At 72.1% G+C, this 15,933-nt stretch carries 10 protein-coding genes and 2 pseudogenes; 3 read left to right on the top strand and 9 right to left on the bottom strand.

The genetic code is table 11. The annotated features are described in order from the left end of the window. Positions 1–13: 13 nt before the first annotated feature. A pseudogene (locus ACGFMP_RS17480) lies at positions 14–417 on the top strand (transposase); the annotation flags it as partial. A gap of 278 nt (positions 418–695) precedes the next feature. Here the strand turns inward: ACGFMP_RS17480 and ACGFMP_RS17485 are convergent. Next, positions 696–1,745: an Lrp/AsnC family transcriptional regulator gene (locus ACGFMP_RS17485; protein ID WP_393673272.1), complete on the bottom strand. Its 1,050-nt coding sequence runs from the start codon at positions 1,743–1,745 to the stop codon at positions 696–698. A gap of 71 nt (positions 1,746–1,816) precedes the next feature. Here ACGFMP_RS17485 and ACGFMP_RS17490 point away from each other — a divergent pair, with 71 nt between their 5' ends. Together ACGFMP_RS17490 and ACGFMP_RS17495 are read left to right on the top strand one after the other, a co-directional pair. Continuing rightward, positions 1,817–3,361 (top strand): MFS transporter, encoded by a 1,545-nt coding sequence (locus ACGFMP_RS17490; protein ID WP_393673273.1) that lies wholly within the window; start codon positions 1,817–1,819, stop codon positions 3,359–3,361. A 357-nt stretch (positions 3,362–3,718) separates the two neighbouring features. After that, positions 3,719–4,372: a hypothetical protein gene (locus ACGFMP_RS17495; RefSeq protein WP_393673274.1), complete on the top strand. Its 654-nt coding sequence runs from the start codon at positions 3,719–3,721 to the stop codon at positions 4,370–4,372. Between the two features lie 873 nt (positions 4,373–5,245). On the opposite strand, the gene sbnA is transcribed toward ACGFMP_RS17495, so the two are convergent. From sbnA to sigK, 8 genes and pseudogenes are all read right to left on the bottom strand, one after another. After that, a complete protein-coding gene (gene sbnA / locus ACGFMP_RS17500; RefSeq protein WP_393673276.1) occupies positions 5,246–6,241 on the bottom strand; it encodes a 2,3-diaminopropionate biosynthesis protein SbnA in 996 nt (331 codons plus the stop codon). An 81-nt stretch (positions 6,242–6,322) separates the two neighbouring features. Further along, the gene (sbnB, locus tag ACGFMP_RS17505; protein ID WP_393673277.1) at positions 6,323–7,393 is read right to left on the bottom strand and encodes a 2,3-diaminopropionate biosynthesis protein SbnB; all 1,071 of its coding nucleotides are present in this window, start codon (positions 7,391–7,393) and stop codon (positions 6,323–6,325) included. Continuing rightward, positions 7,390–8,394, bottom strand: coding sequence for a TauD/TfdA family dioxygenase (locus ACGFMP_RS17510; protein WP_393673279.1), 1,005 nt, complete (start codon positions 8,392–8,394; stop codon positions 7,390–7,392). The genes sbnB and ACGFMP_RS17510 overlap by 4 nt, the downstream gene beginning before the upstream one ends. Before the next feature lie 80 nt (positions 8,395–8,474). Then, positions 8,475–10,808, bottom strand: coding sequence for an amino acid adenylation domain-containing protein (locus tag ACGFMP_RS17515; RefSeq protein WP_393673281.1), 2,334 nt, complete (start codon positions 10,806–10,808; stop codon positions 8,475–8,477). Positions 10,809–10,930: 122 nt separating this feature from the next. Further along, positions 10,931–13,471 (bottom strand): annotated as a pseudogene (locus tag ACGFMP_RS17520) (Pls/PosA family non-ribosomal peptide synthetase). Between the two features lie 319 nt (positions 13,472–13,790). Beyond that, a complete protein-coding gene (locus ACGFMP_RS17525; protein WP_393673282.1) occupies positions 13,791–14,333 on the bottom strand; it encodes an ATP-binding protein in 543 nt (180 codons plus the stop codon). Positions 14,334–14,571: 238 nt separating this feature from the next. Then, positions 14,572–15,339: an anti-sigma factor domain-containing protein gene (locus tag ACGFMP_RS17530; protein WP_393673284.1), complete on the bottom strand. Its 768-nt coding sequence runs from the start codon at positions 15,337–15,339 to the stop codon at positions 14,572–14,574. After that, the gene (sigK, locus tag ACGFMP_RS17535; protein ID WP_393673346.1) at positions 15,336–15,917 is read right to left on the bottom strand and encodes an ECF RNA polymerase sigma factor SigK; all 582 of its coding nucleotides are present in this window, start codon (positions 15,915–15,917) and stop codon (positions 15,336–15,338) included. Before sigK ends, ACGFMP_RS17530 begins: the two co-directional genes overlap by 4 nt. Positions 15,918–15,933 lie beyond the last annotated feature (16 nt).

Raw genomic sequence — 15,933 nt, forward strand, 5'->3', positions numbered from 1 at the left:
TAAATCGTCGTTCATGACGCGGGCCCAACCTTCAGAGGCGGAACAGGAGTTCGTCGGTCCGTACCTGCCGGTCGGCATGCACGGCCCGTACCCCGAGCGGCTGCGGCAGCAGTTCGAGGGCGTGATCTGGAGGTTCAAGACGGGCGGGCAGTGGCGGGAGATGCCAGCGGAGTTCGGGGCCTGGCCGACCGTCCACAACCGATTCCGGCAGTGGCGGCATGCCGGCGTCTTCGCGAACCGCTGGAGAGGATGATCGCCGAGACCGCACATCGGGACGAGGTGGACATGTCCCTGGTCAGTGTGGACTCCACCACCGCCAGCGCCCACCACGATGCCGCCGGGATCTACCTGGCCGAGGATGTCCTCACGGCCCTGGAGAAGGCCGCCGCCGAGGAGGAGAAGGCCCGGCAAAAGCGCCGGTACAGTGCCCGTGCTGGTCGCGGTCGGCGGGGTTGTACTTCGTCACCTGGTAGACGTAAGGCAGCACGTCACTTCCCGCCCGAGATCGACGACGTGGACGCGTTCCGGCGGCATACGAGGGCGCGGTAGACGGTGGACAACCGACTCGGCTTAGCGCTCCAGATGTGCACGGTGCGGCTCATCGGCAAATTCCTGCCGGATGGCCCGCTGGACGTGCCTTGGACGGTGGTCGAGCACGCGGCTGAGTCACGCAGGGCCGGCGACCGGCAGGGCCCTCACCCTCCCGCCGGACGCGCGATCGACGCTGACAGGCGCGGCAGGCGGTCGCCGTCCATGACGGTGCCCGCCTGCTTGAGGTGGCGCACGGTGACCGTGACCTCGTGCTGGCGGATCGCGGTGATCGGGGCCAGGCGCTCGGTGATGTAGCGGTACAGGTCGGCGGTGTCGCGGCAGGTGACGGCGACGACGAGGCTGGCCGGGCCGGACACGGCGCCGACGAAGCCGACCTCCGGGTGCAGGGCGATCTCGCTGCCGACCCGGTGGATGTCGGCCGGGGCGACGGTGAGCCAGAGCGTCGCGGCCGCACGGAACCCGATCAGGGCGTGGGCGACCTCGACGTCGACGAAGACCAACCCGCGCTCCAGGAGCGCCTCGACCCGCCGGGCGACCGCGCTCTCGTTGCGCCCGGTGGCGGCGGCCAGCGCGGCGTAGGAGATGCGACCGTCGGCGGCGAGCGGGGCGAGGAGCGCGTCGTCGTCGGGGGTGAGGCCGGGCTCGTCGGCGGTCCGTCGCACGGGGAGGTGGCGGCGCGAGCGGGCACCGAGCGCGGCGATCTCCTGAGCGTCCAGGCGCGCGTCGAAGCCCTGCCACTCATGCAGGCCGGTCTCGGCGAAGACGTGCAGCAGCGAGGCTGTCGAGACGTCGGTGACCTGGCTCAGGCGCGGGAGGTTCTTCAGTACGAGCTCCTCGCCGTCGCGCGGGTCGTCGGCCCGCAACGCGCACATCACCTCGGTTCCGACCGCGGCGAGCGTGACCCACGAGACGTCGGGCCGGCGGGCGAGCGCGCTGCCTATAGGCTCCGCGGCGCCCGGGGTCGTGCGGATGCGGACGAACAGGCTCCCGTGCGACGCGCGCGGGTCGGGTAGGACGACGACGCGCAGGATGCCGGCCTCGCGCAGGCGCCGGTAGCGGCGGGCGACCGTCTGCTCCGAGGAGCCGAGCGCCTGGGCGATGCGCCGGAACGAGGCGCGCCCGTCGAACTGGAGGGCGCTCATGATCCGGCGGTCCAGCGCGTCGGTGGTGATGGTTTCCGTCTCTGCAGCCATGATTGTGGCGGGATTCTACACGAAACATCGATTCGCTTGGTCGTGACCGGGGTCCGCAAGACCATCGGCGCATGACTTCTTCCGCTTCTCCCACAGCTGTCGCGCCCGGGCGCGGACGCTGGGCACCGCTGCTGGCGGTCTGCCTGGGCACGTTCATGCTGCTCCTGGACGTCTCGATCGTGAACGTCGCGCTGCCCGACATGGCGACCGCGCTGGACGCCTCGTTCACCGGCCTGCAGTGGGTGGTCGACGCCTACGCGCTCGCCCTCGCCGCGCTCCTGCTCCTCGTCGGGTCGATCGCCGACGCCGTCGGTCGTCGCCGCACCTACCTCGTCGGCCTCGCGGTGTTCGTCGCCGCGTCGCTGGTCTGCGGCATCGCGCCGTCCGTCGGGCTGCTGGTCGCCGCGCGGTTCGTGCAGGGCGCGGGCGCCGCGGCGATGCTCGCGACGACCATCGCCCTGCTCAACACGGCCTACCACGGCCGTGATCTCGGCACCGCCTTCGGCATCTGGGGCGCGACCTCGGGTGCCGCGGTGGCCGCCGGCCCGATCATGGGCGGCCTGCTCACCCAGGGCCTCTCCTGGCGCTGGATCTTCTTCGTCAACATCCCGATCGGCCTGGCGACGATCGTCATGGCCCGGCGCACGCTCAGCGAGTCGCGCCTGCCGCAGCGCCCGCGCATAGACTGGGCCGGCGGCGGCGCCTTCACCCTGGCCGCGGCCGCGCTGACCTTCGCTCTGGTGCGGGTCGCCGAGGAGGGCTGGGGCTCCGCGCAGACACTCGGGGCGCTGGCCGTCTGCGTTGCCGCGCTGGGCGCGTTCGTTGCCATCGAGCGGCGCGTGGCCGAGCCGATGCTCGACCTGGCCATGCTGCGCCGCCGCCCGTTCGTGCTCGTGCTGATCGCCGCGGGGCTGCTCTCCATCTCCGCCTTCGCCGGCCTGATCTACGTGTCGATCTGGCTGCAGACCGTGCTCGACCTCGGCGCGATCTCGGCCGGTCTGGTGACGCTGCCGCTGAGCGGGATCGCCTTCTTGGTGGCCGGCGGCCTGGGTCGCGTGCTGCACGGCGCGTCGCCCCGCTGGACAGTCGGTGGCGGCCTGGCGATCATCGGCGTCGGCGATCTGCTCATGCTCGGCCTCGACGGCAGCTCCGGATGGGCCGCCGTCCTGCCCGGGCTGGCCGTGATCGGGGTCGGGGCCGGCATCGCGATCCCGACGGTCGTCGCCGCGGCGATGGCCGCGGTCCCGCGCGAGCGCGGCGGGATGGCCGCCGGCGCGGTGAACACGGGACGTCAGCTCGGGTTCGCGGCGGGCATCGGCGTGCTGGGCAGCATCTTCAGCGCTCGGGTCGACGCCCTCCTGCCGGGCGGCGCGGAGATCGCGCACGCTGTGAGCAGTGGCGGATCCGCCGCGGTCCTGGCGGGCGTCCCGGCCGGCTCACGGGCGACCCTCGACACGGCGATCCACTCGGCCGTCGGTGGCGCGCTGGGCACGACCTTCCTCGTGGCCGGTGTGCTGGGCGTGGTCGGCGGCGCGGTGGTTGCGCTGCTGCTGCCCGAGCCGGCGGCAGAGCGCGCGGCGGAGCCTGCGGGAGAGAGGGTGGGGGCGCGGGCGTAGGCGGGGCGGGTCGGCGGGCGGCTCGGGCGCCGGAGTCGGGTGTGTCGGGAAGGTGGGAGTGCTCGCTGAGGTCGAGGCCGAACGCCGTGCTGAGCGGACCACTTCCGCTCGCGCGGAGAGCACATCACGCCGTCCGCACACAGCCGGGTGAGCGTCGGATCACCTCCGCTCGAGCGGAGGTGATCCGGACACTCCACCATGCGTTGCCCGCCATGCGCGCAGTGTCCCGCCACCTCCGCGCGAGAGGGCGGGAAATGCGAACAAGGCCACGCGAAAGGAGAGCACCAAGCGCACGGGCGTCAGCAGGCGGCTGTTGGATCGAGCCAGCGCCATCGCCGGCAAGCAGCGGAGGGACGTATGTCGGAGTACCAGCACTATCAGTTCATGGCCATCGACCGGCCGCTCAGTGACGAGCAGGTCGCTGCCGTCCGCGAGCTGACCACCCGGGCCGAGATCACCCACACCGACTTTGTGAACACCTACCAGTGGGGGGACTTCAAAGGCAGCCCGGAGCGTCTCATGGAGGACTACTACGACGCGCACCTTTACTTCGCGAACTGGGGGACCCGCACGGTGATGCTGCGCTGGCCCGTCAGAGATCTGCCACTGGAGGTCGCGGAGCGGTACTGCACCGGCGAGGCGGCCCGAGCCCGGCAGCACGGCGCGAACATTGTGATCACCCTGCTCTCGGACCCGGACGGCGCGGAGGACTTCAACGAACTGTTCGACCACGGCGACTACGACAGCGACCCGGAGGACCGGTGGCTGCCCTCGATCGCCGGAGCACGTCCCGACGTGGCAGCCGGTGACCTGCGCCTGCTCTACCTGGCCTGGCTCCTCGCGCTGCAGGCCGGTGAGATCGCCGACGACGACGTCGAACCCCCTGTGCCCGCTGGTCTGGCCGCTCTGCCCGACTCGCTGGCGGATCTGGCCGTCTTCCTGCGGATCGATCCCGACCTGATCGCCGCCGCGGCCCAGCCCCTCCCCGACCCCCACACAGCGCGGGCCTGAGTGGGCGCACCGCCCACCGGTGACAAGGACGACATCCTGCTGCGCCTCCTCCACGACGACACCCCCGCTGCCGTCACCGAGCTGCACCGCCGTTTCCGCTCCGACCACCCGGCCCACACCTGCGCCGCGCCGGGCAGGACTGCGGTGCAGCTGCGAGCGGCCAGGCCCCGCGCACACCGCACTGCGAACGTGGCATCGCCGGAGTCACCCGCTGCCACCGCCGGTCGCTGCCCGCCCGGACAAGCAGGCCCGGCCCGAACCGGACCTCATCGGCCTCGACTTCACCGCGGCCCGGCCCGGAACCCGCCTGGTAGGAGCCACCACCTGCCTGCCCACCGAGCAGGGCTGGCTCTACCTCGCCTGTTGGCTGGACCTGGCCACCCGCGGATCGTCGGGTGGTCGATGGCAGACCGCCACCGCGCCGACGTGGCCAGGCCCGTGCGACGCGCTGGTGCCACGTCCAACGCCTTTGCCAGGACCTATGGGCCTCCGTCCGGGCACCTGGGCGAGGTGCGGCAACTTCCATGGGGATGAGGGGTACGGGTCCGGCCTGCTCAGTTGGTGAAGGAGCTGGAACCGTTCAGTCCGTGGTCCAGGCACCGGCTTCTGGTCAGGCCATCGGGTGAACGACTTCACCGGGCGACTGTTGTCGGATCGGGCGACCGTGTCGAGGAAGAAGTCGTCGATGCCTTGGACGGCGCGGATGAGGCCGTCGAGGTCGACCGCCTTGGTGACGTAGGCGTTGGCGTGCTCGCGGTAGGCGCCGGCGATGTCGTTGGGCGCCGAGGATATCGCGAGGGGTCCGCGGACGTGGTTGCGGGAGCTCGCAGGTGCGAGGCGGTCCCGGCGGTGGTCTTCGCGGTTGCGAAGCCGTCATCGCGACCTTTCGTGGGTGACGAGTGTTTCGGACGCCTCGGTGTCGGTGCTCTCCTCGCCGTAGAGGCCCTGGACCCAGTTGGTGTGGTAGACGGTGTCGAGGTAGCGCTCGCCGAGGTCGGGAGCGATGGCCACAGCGGTGAGCCCGTCGATGTCCTGGCGGGCCAGCCAGTTCATCGCACCGCTGACCACGGTGCCGGTCGAGCCGCCGAACAGAAAGCCCCGCTGGGCCATGCGGTGGCAGGTGCGGACGGTTTCCGCCTCCTCGATCCGGAGCGCCTCGTCGACGAAGGACTCGTCGAGCAGCGGCGGGCGGACGCTCATGCCCAGGCCGGGGATCATCCTGCGGCCGGCCGGTCCGCCGAAGGTCACCGAGCCGACGCTGTCGACGGCGACGATGCGCACGGGCCTGTCCCATTCACGGAACCAGCGCGCGCATCCCATCAGGGTTCCGGTCGTGCCGGCCCCGACGAACAGGACGTCCAGCCGGGGGAAGGCCCGGGCTATGGCCGGTGCGGTCCTGCGGTAGTGCGCCTGCCAGTTGGCGGAGTTGGTGTACTGGCTCAGCCATACGCAGCGGTCGTCGGCGGCGCACAGGCCGCGGACGTAGTCGAGGCGCGCGCTGAGGTGTCCGCCGGGGGTCTCCGGGGTCGGGACGACATGCACCTCGCTGCCCAGCGCCTCCATCATCAGTCTCGTCGTCAGGTTGCAGCGGGAGTCCGTCACGCACAGGAACCGGTAGCCCCTGCTGGCGGCGATCATGCTCAAAGCCACGCCGAGGTTTCCGGACGAGGACTCGACCAGGAGGGACCTGTGGGTCAGGACGCCCTGGCGCTCGGCGGCATCCACCATCTCGGTGGCCGCTTTCAGTTTGATGGAGCCGGCGAAGTTGAAACCTTCGCACTTGAGGAACAGCGAGCGACCGAAGATCGGCTGGAGGTCGACGTACAGGTCCTCCTCGTTGAACGCCTGGGGAACGGTGATGGTTGTCACGGGTGTCTCCTCCTCGGTTGGACCACCGGCGGAGTTCTGCTCGGCGGGGCGGGTCACAGCGTGCGGACGCCGCGGTGGTGCTCACCCGTAGCGGCGCAGTTCGTGGAAGAAGTCCTCGACGATCTTCAATTCGCCGCTCCGGGCCACTTCGTCGTAGACGTACTTGCCGACCGCGAGATCCAGCACGCCGAGGCCGAACGGGGAGAAGACCACGGGCCGGCCCCTCGGCACGCTGACCCGCCCGGCCATCACGTCGTCCAGCGTGCCGTGCACGAAGTCGCGGTTGCCGGTGAGCTGTTCGGTCAGGTGGGGCGAGGTCTGCGCCCGCAGGCAGTGGTCGACGTCGTCGACGATGTTCGTCGACGCCAGCAGGACCTCGGGCGCGAGGTCGCGCAGGGACACGTGCAGGACCACGGGGTTGTGGCCGAACCAGGAGGGATCGGTGATGTGCGGTTCGCCGGCGACCGTCGCGAAGACCACGAGGTCGCTGAGGCGGATCAGGTCCTCGGCGCTGTGGTGCACGGTGATCCGGGCGGCCGTCCCCGACTGTTCGAGGTACGTGCGGAAGCCCGCGGCGCTGCCGGCGGACACGTCGTGCACGCCGATGTCGTCGAACGACCACCCCGTTCCTTCGAGGAAGGTGTGGATGTAGCGGGCGATCAGGCCCGTCCCGACGAATCCGACGCGCAGCGGTCGCGGGCGGTCGCGGCTGAGCCGGTCGGCTGCCGCCGCCGCGGAGGCGGCGGTTCTGCTGGCGCTGATGATCGAGCTCTCCAGGCAGGCGAACGGGTAGCCGGTGGCGGGGTCGTTGAGGATGAGGACGGCCGAGGCGCGGGGGATGTCGGCGGCGACGTTCCGCGGGAAGCTTGAGATCCACTTCAGCCCGTCCACCCGGTCCGGCCCGCCGACGGAGGCGGCCAGCGCGATCATCCGGGAGGATGCCCGATCGGGGAAGCGCAGGAAGGAGGACGGAGGATTGACGGTGTCTCCGGCGCCGTGCAGCCGGTAGGCGTCCTCGACCACCTCCACGACGTGCTTCTCGCGGCCCCGGAGCGCGTCCTGTACCTGGGTTCCGGGAATCACCGCGAACGGCGGAACGGTCGGTCGCGCGGTCGCCGGCGGTGCGGCGGCCTGGGTGTCGGCGGGGGTCATCGGACGTTCACCTCCATGGTCGGCGAGCACTCGGCGAGCCGCAGCGGGTCGGCCATCGCGACGACGACCTCCCGTGGTCCTGTGAAGCGCTCCCTGCTGTGGGCGGTACGGATGTTGTCGACGAGCAGCAGGTCGCCGGCATGCCACCGGGTGCGTGCGGTGTGCGCCTGGTAGACCTGGTTGATCTGCCGGACCGTGTCCTGGGCGAGGGGCTCGCCGTCGCCCCAGCGGGTGTTGAACGGCAGCCCGTCGACTCCGTATTCGGCGACGAGGTAGTCCCGCACGTCGGGGTTGATCGTCCACTCGTTGAGGAAGGCGATCTGGTTGAACCAGCATCGGCGGCCGTCGGCGGGATGGCGCAGCACGGCGTCGCGCCGCTGCCGGGTGTGCAGGCTTCCGTCGCTCTGCCAGGCGGGTTCGATCGCGTGGGTTCTGCAGTAGTCCTCGACCTCGCCGCGGTCGTCGGTGCCGAAGGCGTCGGCCACCGAGGCGCCGATCTCGTCGTTGTAGCTGCGGGTGAGCACCCATCCTTCCCGCTCGAAGCGGTCGACGAGTTCGGGCGGCAGTGCTTGCAGTACGGCCGCCGAGTCGGCGACGGCGGTCGCGCCGCCGTCCGTGGGCGCGGTGAGGCAGGCGAAGAACAGCAGCCCGGGGACGTCGAGGGCGTAGCTCAACTCGTGGTGCATGCACATCTGCTCGTTCTGCGGCCACTTCGAAGAGGAGTAGACGCCTTCGGCAAAGGTCTGCCGGGGTGCGAACGCCTCCCGCTCCGTGACCGGGGCGGCGCTCAGCCGCTCCAGGACCGCTGCTACCTGCACGGGGCTGCGCAGGCCCAGGCCGCGGACGAGGACCGATCCGTGCGTGCTGACGGCGGCCCGCAGCGGATCACGGTGGGCCAGGACCCAGTCCGCCGGATCGGCGGGGGGTTCGACCCGCAGCATCGGCGGTTGGTTGCGGCGCAGTTGGAGGTCGATCGGAGTGACGGGCAGTGTCGACGTCATGGCGCTGTCCTTTCGGTTGTTTCGGTGGGAGGTGTGCGGTTCGAGTGGCCGCTCCGGCCGGGTGCGCGATCCGCCGGGGCCTACCCGGCGCCGGTGTCGGCCAGGAGGGCGAGATCGGCGAGTACGGGGTGGGTGGCGATGTCCCTGGGCGAGACGGCCCGGTCCAGGCGGATCGCGACCTGGACGGCCGACAGCGACGTGCCGCCGAGGTCGTCGAAGCGGTCCTGCCGTCCGATGCCGTCCTGCTCGATGCCGAGGGTCGCGGCCCATGCCGCTGCGAGCCGACGTTCGGCCGGGGTGGCGGGCGCGTCGGGGCGGTCATCGCCGTGGTCGGCCGGTGCGCCGGCCGCGGCGAGCGCGACCAGGGCCTTCGTGTCGACCTTGCCGTTGCCGGTCAGCGGCAGCCGTGCCACCCGGTGGAAGGCCGTGGGGACCATGTAGGCGGCCAGCGACCCGCTCATGTGACTCCGCAGCGCCTCGGGGTCCAGCGGGCGGGGGCTCGTGTAGAAGGCCACCAGGGTGTCGCGGCCGGCCGCGGGGGAGACCACCACGGCGTCGTCGTGGACACCGGGCGCCGACGCCAGGACGTTCTCGACCTCGCCGGTCTCGACACGGAAGCCGCGGATCTTGACCTGCGCGTCCCGGCGGCCGAGGAAGGCCAGCTTGCCGTCGGCCTGCCAGCGGCCGAAGTCGCCGCTGCGGTAGAGGCGCCGACCCGGGTGGTACGGGTCCTCGGTGAAGGCGGCCCGGGTGCGCTCGGGGTCGTTGACGTAGCCGCGGCCGACGCAGACTCCGCAGAACACGATCTCGCCGGGGGCGCCGAGCGGCACCGGTGACAGGTGCTCGTCGACAAGGTAGACGTGCACATTGTTGACGGGCGGACCGAGCGGGATGTCGGCGGTGTCAGGTACCCGGTGCATGACCTCGTGGTGGGTGTCGTCGCACGTCTCGGTCAGGCCGTAGGCGTTGACCAGCCGAATGCCGGGCTGGGCGGCGAACCAGCGCTGGACGAGGTCCTTCTTCAGCGCCTCGCCGGTGACCGATACGCATCGCAGGTGCGGCAGGCGTCGCGGGTCGTGCTCCAGCAGGCCCAGTACGACATCGAGGTAGGACGGCACCATTTGCACCACGCCCGCCCTGCCTTCGGTGATCGTGTCGAGGAACCGGCCGACGTCGAGGATCGCGCTCTGCTCGACGAGCAGGGTCCGCCCACCGGCCAGCGGCGCGGCCAGCAGCTGCCACAGGGAGATGTCGAAGGACTGCGGCGCGCATTGGGCGACGATCTGCTCCTCGCCGATGCCGAGGTCCTCGATCTTGGCGTAGAGGTGGTTGAGCATCCCCGCGTGCTCGCACATCGCCCCCTTGGGCTCGCCTGTGGATCCTGAGGTGAAGTAGATGTAGGCGAGGTCGTCCGCGCCGACGGCGACGCCGGGGTTGCTCACGTCGCGGCCGTCCCCCGCCGCATCCAGGAACAGCATCCGCGTCCCGGGCCGCGCGGCCACCGCCCGACCGGTCGTCTCCGTACTGCCGCGCTCGGCCAGGACGAGTTCGCAGCCCGCCCGCGCGAGCATGGCGGAGATGCGGTCGGCCGGCAGATGCGGCTCGACGGGCAGGTAGGCACCGCCCGCTTTCAGCACCGCGATGACCGCGGCCATCCAGTCCAGACCGCGCTCGGCCGCCACGGCGACGACGCCCTGCCGGCGAAGCCCGTTCGCCAGCAGCCCGTGTGCCAGCTCGTTGGCACGCGCGTTGAGCCGCCGGTAACTCCACTGCCGGTCGTCGTGGACCGCCGCGACGCGGTCGGGGTGCGCCCGCACCCGATCTTCGAACAGCTCGTGGAAGCGCGCGTCGGGCAGGGCGCGGTGGGGACCGGCGAGCGCTTCGAGCTGGAAGCGGCGTTCGCCCGCGGACAGCAGGCTCTGCCGGTCGTGCTCGGCGTCCGCGTCGGCTGCCATCAGCGCGAGAGCGGTGAGGTGGTAGCCGGCGATCCGGGTCGCGCAGTACGCGTCGAGCGCGTCCGTCCGGTACCGCAGCCGCAGCAGGCGGCGGCGGCCCTTGCGGGCCACGGCCACGTGGAGCACGGTCTCCTGGTCCGGTGCGCTCCGGCCGGTCGGGTCCAAGACGGCCTCCGGTCGGGCACCGGCCCCGGCGGGGATTCCGGTGCGCCGCAGCGTCCTGGACACCGCCTGCCGGGCCTCGCGCAGCAGCGTTCGCCACGCGCCGGGGGCGACGGTCACCCGGCAGGGCCGCGGCCGGTCACCGTCCACGGTGACGTAGCCGGTCACGACCTCTCGCTCACCGGAGAGTGCCGCCAGCACCTTGGCGTGCGCGCCCAGCAGCATCGCCTCGAGCGTCAGGCCCGTCGCGTCCGCCAGCCGGCCGAGCCCTGCCAGGAGGTCCGGGGGGATTGCCACTTCGTACGCGGCGGTGCCGGGCCGGGGTGCCGCGGTCCATCGGGGAAGCGCGGTGTACCGCTCCCTGGAGGTCCCGCCGCTCCCGGCGTCTCCGCTTGCCTGCGTCCGAATCGCTGTCGTGGTCACCTGCGTTCACCGTCCTCGGCCGATCGGAGGGGTCGTGCCGGATTGCCTCCCCAACGGGCGCCCTGCGGGAGCGTCTCGCCCTTCATGACGAAGGAGTCGGGGGAGACCACCGCGCTGTCGCCGACCGTGACGCCGTAGTGCACCAGGGCGCCCACCCCGACGGTGCAACCCGAACCGATCACGGTGCGTTCGGACTTGAAGGTGCCGTCCTCCTGGGAGTGGCACTGGATGACGCTTCCCGCGTTGAGCACGCAGCCGTCGCCGATGGTGACGAGTGTGCGCTCCGTCAGGGAGCAGCCGTCGTCGAAGACCCGCCTGCCGAGGCGGACGCCTTGCAGACGCCAGACCAGGTTCTTGAACGGCGTGCCGTTGAACGCCCGCACGTACGTCTCGGACGGCACCTTCCAGAAGCGCTCACGCCGCCAGAAGCGGATGTCGTAGATCGAGCAGAACAGCGGGCTGAGCGGGTGCAGGAGGGTGACGACCCGTTCCACCAGCACGAAGTACGCGGCGCTGAATACGACCGCGATGACGTTGGCCAGGGCGACGGCGGTGACGCCGACCGAGTCGTAGAGGTCCGCGGCGACCCAGAAGATCAGCGTGACCAGGACGAAGTACATCCACCGCACGAGCAGGTACCACGCCATCGTGGCCGCGTTGTGCCGGTTCTTGGCGGGCAGGCGCCGGCGCAGCTCCTCGCTGCTCTTGAGCCGGTCGAAGCGGCTGTCCCGCAGGACCGAGCGCGGGATCTCGAAGGAGGGCGAGCCGAGCAGGCCGACCCCCTCGCGGACCTCCCCGTCGATCGGGACCATCACCTTCGTCGCGAGCAGGCAGTCGTCCCCGACCCTGCTGCGGGTCGGATAGGCGATCCGGTTCCCCAGGAAGCTGCGGGAACCGATCCGGGTCCGCCGCACCCGGAAGGAGGTGCTGGAGAAGTCGGTGTTGTTGACCGCCAGGCCGTCGGCGACCATGGTCCCGCTGCCGACCGCGCTCATGAACGGGGACTCGTGCCGCACCTCGGTGCCGAAGTTCGACCCGGTCTGCTCGACCCGGGACAGGTCGTATCCCAGCCGCCGCAGGTAGTGCACGACGGCCGAACTGTCGCCGAACAGCCGGGTGAGGAACCTCCGGTTGGTCATCAGGGCGATCACCCGGTGCACCCCGTAGTGGAATCCGTAGAGGGGGTAGATCCGGCCGGGAATCAGGGCCCGGTTCAACAGGCGCGGGACCGTACCCGTCACCAGCAGGGCGAGGGCGAGGGCGCCGAAGAAGAGCACCGTGGAGACCGCGAGGGCCTCGCCGTAGAACGTCCCGTGCGTCAGCGCGGTCGTGCCGGGCCGGGCGACCGACGCCAGGTTCGGGGCCTGCGCGAGCAGGATGCCGATGCCGCCGACGGTCAGCGGGATGTAGACGAGCAGGACGCTCAGCAGCTGGACGACGCTGTGCAGGCCCCTGCGCAGCGAACCGCAGCGGGCCGGGGCGACGGCCTGGTAGTCCACGTCGGTCGGCTGGGCCGGCGACCCGTGCCAGTGCCCGCCGTCGGGCACCGTCTGCCCCTCGTGCAGGGACGAGGCATGGCCGAGCTGGGCGCCGTCGCCCATCCGGGTCCCGATGTCGAGCACCGCGGCCTCGCTGACGACCGCGTTCTCGCCGAGGGCCACGGGCCCCGTCTCGATCCGGCCGTCACGGGCCCGGTAGCAGGTGAGGAACGAGTCCTTGCGGATCACGCTTCCCGCGCCGACCGTGAGCAGGTCGGTGCAGACGGGGACGTTCCGCGTGAAGATCGTGGCGCCCTTGCCGATCCTCGCGCCGAGGGCGCGGAGGTAGAGCGTGTAGAGCGGTGAGCCGACGAACAGCACCAGCGGATCGGAGCGGACCAGGGTCTTGACGATCCAGAAGCGGACGTAGTCCAGGCTCCACAGGTCGATCCGCCGCGGCTTCCACCGGCCGATGAGCACCCACTTCGCCAGCACGGGCAGCGCGCACAGGCCCACGAAGCCGGCCAGCCCGAACAGGACCGACCGCAGCTAGACCTCGGCGGCGCCGGAGCCTGCGTCGATCCATGTGTAGCTCTGGACGGTGAGCAGGGCCACGAGGAAGGAGTAGCCGAGGAAGGCGAGCAGCTGCAGCGCCCCGCACAGCACGTAGCGGGCCGTCCCGGACGGGGGCGCGGGCGCCGTCCGGCGGGTCCGGGGGGCGGGATCGCGCTCCGGCCGCTGAGGCGGTCGGGCGGGGGCGGAGCCCACGAGCGCGGTCGCGAGGCGGGCGACGGTCGGGTGCCGGTAGATGTCCTTGATGGACACCGGCGGCAGGTCCTCGGTCTTCCTGACCCGCGCGCAGAAGTGCGCCATCACCATGGAGTCCGCGCCCAGGTCGTTGAAGAAGTGACTGTCGGCCGCGACCTCGTCGACGTGCATCACGTCGGCCAGCAGCGCGCCGAAGCCCTGTTCCGCGGCGGCGACCCGGGCGGCGTGCGTCTGCTGCGCCGGGGTGCTCCCGGCCGTGCCGCGTGGCAGTGTTTCGACCTGTTTTCCCATCACCCGGTCTCCCTTCGAGAGTGTCGGTGCCGCTCCGTGCCGGTTGCCGGAACCCCGCCGTCTCCCTCGCGGGAGTCGGCGCTCGGGCAGCACGCCCCTTATTCGGCGCTGCTGCGGCAAAGCGCTGCCGGTGTGCGGCGGTGTCCCTCATCGTGGACATCCGTCTCACATGGCGGAGATCCGTGAGTCCGGCGGTACGCAGGCGTGCGCCCGGCCGTGCGCCCGCCTCCGGTGCCGCCCAGGCGGAAACCCCCGCCGGCGTGGGCCCGGTGGGGCGCGCGCCGGCGGGGGCGGGGTGGCGGCGGCCGAGCCGCCCGTCTCATACGGGGGAGGGGCGCAGCCTGAGGACGGCGTGGACGCACTTGCCGTCGCGGGTGTTCCGTACGAACAGGGCGCCGCCGAGCTGGCGGATCAGGCCCAGGCCCATCCCCCCGGTGCCGTCGGTGCGGTCCGGGCGGCGCCGGTGCGGCGGAGTCGCGGAGTGGTCGCTGACCGCGACGTCCAGCACACCGTGGTCGGCGGCGAGAGTGAGCGCGTGCGGCCCTGCCGCATGGCGCACCGCGTTGGTGGCCAGCTCCGACACCACGAGCAGGACGTCCTGCCTGCGGTCGGCTGCCGGCGGCGGTGAGAGGTGGTCGACGTAAGCCGCGGCGGCCCTTCGGGCGGCGGCGGCCGCCTGCGGACCGTGGGGGAGGCCGGTCGCGGCGCCGGCCCGTGCCCGCCGGTCGGCGTGCCGGCCGCCCGGGGTGCCTGCCGGAGCTGAGGCAGGGGAATGGGCTTTCCCGTAGGAGCTGCCTCGGACGGGGATCGTTGCGGCCGGCTTTCCTGCTGTGAGGCGACGCGTACGCATGGTGCCGGCCATCCGGACGCACCTCCTTCCCTCGGATCGGGCGCAGTTCGCCGGTGGTCCTTCACGTCCTGCGGAGGGTTTCCGCCCCCGGAGGGCGGGTGGGGCGCCGGCTGCGTGCGCGGCCTTGTACAGGTGATTCGGAGCCGGCCCGGGATCTCGCTGGTGCACCCGGCCGTACATGCCGGCGGGCAGCACGCGGTCGGCGTGCGGGCCGATCGGGCTGTCCCCCGGCGGGAGTTGGCCGCCGCGCTCAGCCCGGCAGCCGGATCGTCGCCAGCGACGGGGTGGTGGGCTGCGGCGACCCGCCGGCCGGCTCGACGGTCAGGTCGACATCGCTCGCCCCGGCCACCGGGCCGTCCAGCAGGCGCAGTTGCCGGGCGTCGTCGCCGGGCAGGACGCCTCCCGACCGCGCCGCACCGGACCCGGTGAACCAGACCTGGTACGCGCGGCCCCGCGGCAGCTCCCGCAGCCCGTCCGCGATGAAGACCGCCGAGTCGCGGCTGCGGGACGCGGCGACGCTGGCCACCCCCCCATCGGCCAGCCGCTGCGAGCTCAGCTGGGTGTCGGAGGCGGACAGCACGTCCGCGATGGCCGCCTGCTGGCCCGCCGCCTGCTGCTCGACGCTGTGCCGCTGGTCCCGGGCGTCGACGGCGACCTCGTGCTGCCACACCGCCACCCCGCCGAGCGTCGCCGCGGCGGCCACCGCGGCCGCCGTCACGAGCGCGGCCACCCGCCCGCGGAACCTCCGCACCCGCTGCTGCGGCACCCAGACGGGCGCCTCCTGCTCGGTGGCCGCGACCCGGCGCAGCACCGCCTGCTTCGTGCCCGCGGGCTGCGGCTCCGACTCCGGAACCGCAGCGGCGGCACCCAGCTCCGCCGCGGTGGCCTCCAGCTCGGCCACCTCACGCCGGCATGCCTCGCAGTGTTCCATGTGCTGCTCGAAGCGCTCCCGCTCACGGTCGGACAGCGCGTGCACCACGTACGCCCCGGTCGAGGTGTGGGCTGCGGCGTCGTTCACGACGACACCCCCAGGCAGTCCCGCAACCGGATGAGCCCGTCGCGCAGCCGGGTCCTGACCGTACTCGGCGGGATCGACAGGTCGTGGGCCACCTCCGCGCACGTCAGCCCGTCGTAGTAGGCCAGGACCACCGACTCGCGCTGGATGTCGGTGAGCCGCCGGAGGCAGCGCCGCACTCGCTGCTGCTCCATGCGCAGCTCCACCTGCTCGCTCACCTCGTCGAAGGGGCGCTCGGCCCCCAGTCGCGCGGCTCGCACCTCCCGGTCGGCGCTCGCCTGCGCGGACCGCACCCGGTCCACCGCGCGGCGGTGGGCGAGCGTCATGATCCAGGTCAGCGCGCTGCCCTGTTCCGGCCGGAAGCGGCCCGCGGTGCGCCACACCTCGACCAGCACGTCCTGCATGACCTCCTCGGCCTGCGCCGGGTCCCGCACGATCCGGCGGGCCAGGCCGAGCACCGGGCCGCTGGCCAGGTCGTACAGCGGGTCGAAGGCGTCTCGGTCGCCGACCGCGACCCAGGCCATCAGCTTGTCCAGGTCCTCCGACGGGTACGCGAGACCGGCGCTGTCGGTGCGCACCAGACGCCATCACCCACCT

The sequence above is a fragment of the Streptomyces sp. NPDC049040 genome (genome assembly GCF_043197715.1).
Taxonomy (GTDB): Bacteria; Actinomycetota; Actinomycetes; order Streptomycetales; family Streptomycetaceae; genus Actinacidiphila.